The sequence below is a fragment of the Streptomyces marokkonensis genome (assembly GCF_039539045.1).
In the GTDB taxonomy this organism is placed as follows: Bacteria; Actinomycetota; Actinomycetes; order Streptomycetales; family Streptomycetaceae; genus Streptomyces; species Streptomyces marokkonensis.
This window is the reverse complement of sequence record NZ_BAABCQ010000256.1, coordinates 1-7,432: the sequence shown is the minus strand read 5'-3', so window position 1 is coordinate 7,432 and position 7,432 is coordinate 1. Positions and strand designations below refer to the sequence as shown.

Sequence of the window (7,432 nt, the reverse complement as noted above, 5' to 3'; positions counted from 1 at the left end):
GCCTGCGCCCGCAGCGCGTCCTCCGACTTGCCCGACAGCACGAACGGCACACCCGCACCCACCACCGGAGCAGACCCGGCGACGGACTCCGTCACCACAGGCTCCGCCTCCGGCGCCTGCTCCACGATCACATGCGCGTTCGTACCGCTCATGCCGAACGACGAGACGCCCGCGCGGCGCGGCTCGCCCGTCTCCGGCCAGGCACGCTGCTCGGTGACCAGCTCCACCGCACCGGCGGACCAGTCGACGTGGGAGGACGGTTCGTCCACGTGCAGGGTCCCGGGCAGAACTCCGTGGCGTACCGCCTGAACTGTTTTGATCACCCCGGCGACGCCCGCAGCAGCCTGGGTATGACCGATGTTCGACTTCAACGCACCCAGAAGCAGCGGTCGTTCGGCGGCCCTGCCCTGGCCGTACGTAGCCATGAGGGCCTCGGCCTCGATGGGGTCGCCGAGACGTGTGCCCGTGCCGTGTGCCTCCACCGCGTCGACGTCCTGGGCCGAGAGGCGGGCGTTGGCGAGGGCTTGCAGGATGACGCGCTGCTGGGAGGGGCCGTTGGGGGCGGTCAGACCATTGGACGCGCCGTCCTGGTTCACCGCGGAGCCACGTACGACCGCGAGGACTTCGCGGCCGTTGCGGCGGGCGTCGGAGAGTCGCTCCAGGAGCAGCACGCCCACGCCCTCGGACCACGACGTGCCGTCGGCCGTCGAGGCGAACGACTTGCAGCGGCCGTCGGCGGCGAGCCCGCCCTGGTCGCTGAAGCCGTAGAACGCCGCGGGGGTGGACATGACGGTCGCGCCGCCGGCGAGCGCCAGGGAGCACTCGCCGGACCGCAGGGCCTGCACGGCGAGATGCAGCGTCACGAGCGAGGTGGAGCAGGCCGTGTCGACCGTCACGGCGGGCCCCTCGAGGCCGAGCGTGTAGGCGATGCGACCGGAGACGACGCTCGCGGACGTCCCGGTCAGGACGTAGCCGCCGGTGCCTTCCGGGGGCGGCTGGAGCAGCGTCGAGTAGTCCTGTCCCGTCGTGCCGGCGAAGACGCCGGTGCGGCTGCCCTTCAGCGTGTCGACCGTGATCCCGGCGCGCTCGAAGGCCTCCCAGGACGTTTCGAGCAGCAGGCGCTGCTGCGGGTCCATCGCCAGCGCCTCGCGCGGCGAGATCCCGAAGAACGCCGGGTCGAAGCCGCCGACGCCGTCGAGGAAGCCGCCCTCCATGGCGAACGCGGGACCCGCGGAGTCAGTGGCGTCGCCGAGGCTCTCCCAGCCTCGGTCGAGGGGGAACGACGAGATGGCGTCGACGCCCGAAGTGGTCAGCTGCCAGAGGTCTTCGGGGCTGCGCACGCCGCCCGGGTAGCGGCAGCTCATGCCGACGATCGCGATGGGCTCGAGGTCGGCCGCCTCGAGCTCCGCCAGACGCTGACGGGTCTGGTGCAGATCCGCGGTGACCCACTTGAGGTAATCCCGCAGCGTCTCTTCGTTCGCCATTCATCCCACCCTGAGCAGACAGCACTTAATAGCGATGGAGGACCGGGAACCGGGTGGAAAATCGTTCGACGTCCCCCCTGGTGGGGGAGTAATTACTCGGCGTGAATTGACCGAGACCACACAACCCTTAGCCCATAGCCTTCACATTCGGACCCTCGAAGGCCGACACGCTCCTGTAATCGCATCGGCATTCCAGCAGATCAACTCGCAATGCGAAGCTATTCGACCCCCCTTGGCCGCACAACCCCTATGGGTTCGGCCCGTCCCCCTAGCCAACCGCCCCTGTCGGCCCAGGGGTCGGCGGCCGGTACGGCGCCCGGGAGCCGGGCCACGCCGCCCGTTCCGGATTGTTCCGGGTCACGGGTCCGCAGGGGGCGGGGGCACGGCGGCGGTCCGCTCGGCAGCCGCCGCGTGGCCGGCTGCCCCGCCCCGCCGGTGGGCGGGGCGGGTACGGAGCCGTCAATTCGAGCGGCCGAACTCCTGGTTGATGAAATCGAAGATCTCATCGTCCGATGCCGATTCCAGCTTCTGGCTCACATCGGCCTGTTCGCTCTCGGCACGCCCGTCCGACCACTTGGCGAGAAATGCCTGGAGTCGCATCGTGACCCTTGTCCGCGTCAGGTTGTCGGGCTCCGTTCCTGACATGGCGGTTTCCAGCTTGTCCAGTTCCGCGAGGAGCGATGCGCCCGAAGCGTCCGACGCCTCCGAGTCGAATCGGAGTTCCGTGTGCAGGAACGCTGCCGTCGCTGCCGCCGTCGGACGGTCGAAGGCCAGGCCTGCCGGCAGCCGGAGCCCGGTGGCCCGCGTCAGCCGGTTGCGGAGTTCCACGGCCGTCAGGGAGTCGAATCCGAGCTCCCGGAAGATCCGGTCGGCTCCGACCTCGTCCACCGGGTGGCCGAGTACCGCCGCCGCGTGGGTGCTCACCAGCCGCACCAGTTCGGCCTCCCGCTCCCGCTCGGACAGGGACTCGAGTCGTCGGCGCAGCTCGTCGACGGCGTCGTCGTCGACGTCCGCCGGCTCGGCGCCGCCCGCCAGGGCGTCCACGGCCTCCGGCAGTTCCGCCAGGAACGTGCTGGGCCGCAGGGCCGTGAACGACGGAGCGAACCGCGCCCAGTCCACGTCGGCGACGGTGAGCAGCGGGTCGGAATCGGCGACCGCCTGGCGCAGCGCGGCGAGGGCCGGCTCCGGCGCCATCGGGGGCAGGCCCCGCCTGCGCAGCAGCTCCGCCTCCTCTGCCTGCCCGGCTTCGCCGTCCCGCACGGTGCCTTCCGCTGTGTCGCCGTCGGTCCACGGGCCCCAGGCCACCGATGTCGCGGCGAGGCCGCGCGCTCGGCGGTTCAGCGCCAGTGCGTCCAGGTAGGCGCCGGCCGCTGCGTACACGCCCTGGCCGCCGCCACCCCAGACACCGGCGATGGTGGAGAACAGGACGAAGGCGTCCAGTTCCGTGTCGGCGAGGACCGCGTCGAGATGGGCCGCGCCGACCACCTTGGCGGCCAGCCGTGCGTCGGCCTCCTCCATGCGGATGGTGTCGAGCGGGGCGAGGTGGTTGCCGCCGACGGTGTGCAGCACCGCGCGCACGGGGCCGCCCTCGTCGGCGAGCCGCCGGACCAGCGCGTCGAGCGCGGCGCGGTCGGTCACGTCACAGGGCGCGACAACCGCGCGCTCGCCGAGCGCCGTCACCGCCGCCTCGGTCGGTTCCTGTCCTTCGGGCGTCATCAGGACCACCCGGTCGGCCGCGGTGCCGGCCAGCCAGTGCGCGACGTGCGAGCCGAACGGCGTCGTGGCGTCGGTGACGAGCACCGTGCCGCGCGGGGCCCACTCGCCGCCCGTGGTGTTCGTCGACGCCCGCAGGAGCCGGGGCACGAACACTCCGGCGGGGCGCACCGCGGCCTGGTCCTCTCCGCTGCCGCCACCGATGAGGGCGAGGACTCGGTCCACCACCCGCTCGTCCGGCGTCGCGGGCAGGTCGATCAACCCGCCCCAGCTCTGCGGCTGTTCCAGACCCGCGACCCGGCCGAGGCCCCACAGCTGGGCCTGTGCCGGTTCCGGCGCCGCGTCGGAGCGGCCAGTGGTCACGGCTCCACGGGTCAGGCACCACAGGGGCGCCCGTACACCCGCGTCGCCCAGTGCCTGCACCAGGTCCAGCGTGGCCGCCATGGGTTCCTGGCCGAGGGCCAGCAGGGAGACGACGCCCGCAATGCCTTCGGGGCCCGCGGCCTCGCCGGCTCCGGCCAGCTGCTCGGCCAGTCCGGCCCGGTCACGCGTGCTCGGATCCACGGACACGCGGGTGGTGACGGCGCCGTGCGCCTCGATCCCGGCGACGACCGGGTGGCCGAGGTGTTCGTCGGCCGCCACGACCAGCCAGGTGCCGGACAGCGGCGCTCCGGTGTCGTCCGCGATCGCCTTCCACGCGACCCGGTAGCACCAGGCGTCGACCGTGGACTGCTCGCGGGACCGGCGGCGCCACGACGACAGCAGTGGCAGCACCTCGCCCAGTGGCTGGTCGGCGGTGAGTCCTGCGCCGTCGACGAGGCCTGACAAGTCCTCCTGCTCCACCGCGGCCCAGAACCGTGCGTCCATGGAGGACACGGCATCCGTCTCCGGTGCGGCGGGGCCGCTCGGCTTCGGCCAGTAGCGCTGCCGCTGGAAGGCGTAGGTGGGCAGGTCGACCCGGCGGGCGTCGGCGCCGGCGTAGTACGCCGTCCAGTCGACCGCCTTGCCGCGTACATGGAGTTCGGCGAGGGCGGTGAGCAGGCTCTCCGGCTCCTCGCGGTTCTTGCGAAGGACCGGCACGAAGGTGATCTCCCCGGAGTCGGAGGTGACGCAGTCCTGCGCCATCGCGGACAACACACCGTCCGGACCCAGCTCCAGGAACGCCGTCACACCTTCCGCTTCCAAGGTGCGGATGCCGTCCAGGAAACGGACCGCCTCGCGGACGTGGCGCACCCAGTACTCCGGCTCCTGGACCTCCTCAGCGGACAGGACCTCGCCCGTCACGTCCGAGACGATGGCCAACTGCGGCGCACTGAAGGTCAGCCCCTCTGCGACCTTGCGGAAGTCGTCGAGCATCGCCTCCATACGCGGTGAGTGGAACGCATGGCTCACCCGCAGCCGCTTGGTCTTGCGGCCCTCGCCCTCGAAGTGCGCGGCGATCCGCAAGACCTCCGCCTCATCACCCGAAACCACCGTGGACTGCGGGCCGTTGAGAGCAGCGATGGACACGTCGTCCGTCAGCAGTGGCAGGACCTCGCTCTCCGTCGCCTGGAGGGACACCATCGCCCCGTCCGTCGGGAGTGCCTGCATCAGACGACCTCGGGCGGCCACGAGAGCGGCAGCGTCTTCGAGGGACAGCACCCCGGCGACGTACGCGGCCGACAGCTCACCGATGGAATGCCCGAGCAGGTAGTCGGGCCGCACGCCCCACGCCTCCACGAGACGGAAGAGCGCGACTTCGAGCGCGAACAGGCCCGCCTGCGTGAACCGCGTCTGATCCAGCAATTCGCCACCCTCGAAGACAACCTCGCGCAGCGGCCTGTCCAAGTGACGGTCCAGCTCCGCACAGACCGCGTCGAACGCATCCGCGAATACGGGGTACGTCTCGTACAACTCCCGGCCCATTTCGGCGTGTTGCGACCCCTGGCCCGTGAACAGCACCGCGAGCTGTCCGGACGTGACCGAATCCACGATCACGTTCGGGTCCGTGCCGTCCTCGGCCAGTGCCTCGACGCCGCGCAGCAGTGCGTCCCTGTCCTTCCCGACGACGACGGCCCGGTGGGCCAGCGCGGCACGGCTCGTGGCGAGCGAGAACGCCACGTCCGACACGTCGAGTCCGGGCCGGCGCAGCAGGTGCGACCGCAGGAGCCCGGCCTGCGCCGCGAGGGCGCGCGCCGACTTCGCGGACAGCATCCATGGCAGGACCGGGGCCGACGAGACGGTCGGGGGGGCCGGCCGCGGCTCCGCGTCGACCTCGGGCGCGGGAGCCTGCTCGATGATCGTGTGGGCGTTGGTGCCGCTGATACCGAACGACGACACCGCCGCGCGGCGCGGTCCGCCCGTCTCCGGCCACGCCACCGACTCCCTCAGGAGTTCGACGGCCCCCGCCGACCAGTCCACCTGCGTGGACGGCTCGTCGACGTGCAAGGTCTGCGGCAGCACACCGTGGCGCATCGCCATGACCATCTTGATGACACCGGCGACACCGGCGGCGGCCTGCGTGTGACCGATGTTCGACTTCACCGAACCGAGCAGCAACGGCTGTTCCCGCGTCCGATCCCGGCCGTACGACGCGATCAGCGCCTGGGCCTCGATGGGGTCGCCGAGCCTGGTGCCCGTACCGTGCGCCTCCACCACGTCGACCTGCGACGCCGACAGACCGGCCGAGGCGAGGGCCTGGCGGATGACGCGCTGCTGCGCGGGCCCGTTGGGGGCGGTCAGACCGTTGGATGCGCCGTCCTGATTCACCGCACTGCCGCGCACGACCGCGAGGACCTCGTGACCGTTGCGGCGGGCGTCGGACAGACGCTCCACCAGCAGCATGCCGACCCCCTCGCCCCAAGCCGTGCCGTCCGCCGCGTCGGCGAACGCCTTGACGCGCCCGTCCTCCGCCAGACCGCGCTGGCGCGAGAACTCGATGAACGCGCCGGGCGTCGACATCACAGTGGCACCTCCGGCCAGGGCCAGCGAGCACTCGCCCGCCCGCAGCGCCTGGATCGCCAGGTGCAGCGCCACCAGGGACGACGAGCACGCCGTGTCCACAGTGATCGCGGGTCCTTCGAGGCCGAACGTGTACGAGACCCTGCCCGACACGGCGCTTGCTCCGTTGCCGGTGCCCATGTGGCCCTCGGCACTGTCGGCGGACATGAACAGTAGGGCCGAGTAGTCCTGGCCGTTGGTACCGGTGAAGACTCCGGTCCGGCTGCCGCGCAGCGATTCCGGATCGATGCCCGCCCGCTCGAACGCCTCCCAGGAAGTCTCGAGGAGCAGCCGCTGCTGCGGGTCCATGCCGGTGGCCTCTCGCGGCGAGATCCCGAAGAAGACGGGGTCGAAGTCCCCCACGTCGCGCAGGAAGCCGCCCTCGGTCACATACGAGGTGCCCGCGTGGTCGGGGTCCGGGTCGTACAGCGAATCGAGGTCCCAGCCCCGGTCCACCGGGAACCCGGTCACCCCGTCCGTGCCGGCCGCCAGCAGTTCCCACAGCTCTTCCGGCGTACGGACACCGCCCGGGAATCGGCAGCTCATGCCCACGATCGCGATGGGGTCGTCCGGGTCGGTCACCACCGTCGCCGTCGCCGCCGTCATCGCCTCGAGGGCGCCGGCGTGCTCGACCTCCCCGTCGAACAGCTCGGCCCGCAGGTGATCGGCCAGAACCATAGGAGTCGGGTGGTCGAACACCATGGTCGCGGGGAGCTTGAGCCCAGTTTCTTTGGCCAGGCGGTTACGGAGCTCCACCGCGGTCAGCGAGTCGAAACCGAGTTCCCGGAAGGTGCTCGCCGCGGTGACCGAGCTCGCACTGCCGTGCGCGAGGACGACCGCCGCCTGGTTCCGCACCAGTTCGAGCAGTGCCCGGGTCCGCTCCGCTGCGGTGGCCGCGGCCAGCCGGTCCCGGAGGGCCGAGGCCCCGTCGTCCGCCGCCGCGGTCTCCTCCTCCTGGAGATCCCGCACCTCGGGCAGGCCCGTGAGCAGCGGGCTCGGGCGCAGCGCCGTGAACACGGGCGCGAACCGCGTCCAGTCCACATCGGCCACGGTGACGTGCGTGTCGCCCTCGGCGAGGGCCTGCTGCAGGGCCGCGACGGCCCGCTCCGGAACCATGGCGGGCAGCCCCCGGCGCAACAGCTCCGCCTCCGCCTCGCCCGCCGCCATGCCGCCGTCGGCCCACGGGCCCCAGCTGATGGACGTCGCGGTCAGGCCGCGGGCCCGCCGGTCCTGGGCGAGGGCGTCGAGGTGGGCGT

General features: G+C 71.9%; 2 protein-coding genes. Both read right to left on the bottom strand.

From position 1 onward, the window contains the following. Positions 1-1,484, bottom strand: a 1,484-nt coding sequence (locus ABEA26_RS34000; protein WP_345597650.1) for a type I polyketide synthase, incomplete at its 3' end; no start/stop codon positions are given. A gap of 459 nt (positions 1,485-1,943) precedes the next feature. Further along, positions 1,944-7,292 (bottom strand): type I polyketide synthase, encoded by a 5,349-nt coding sequence (locus ABEA26_RS33995; protein ID WP_425587950.1) that lies wholly within the window; start codon positions 7,290-7,292, stop codon positions 1,944-1,946. Positions 7,293-7,432: the final 140 nt, after the last annotated feature.

Excerpts from the sequence above, each read along its gene's own strand:
- ABEA26_RS33995 (WP_425587950.1), bottom strand. The coding sequence starts at position 7,292 with ATGGTTCCGGAGCGGGCCGTCGCGGCCCTGCAGCAGGCCCTCGCCGAG.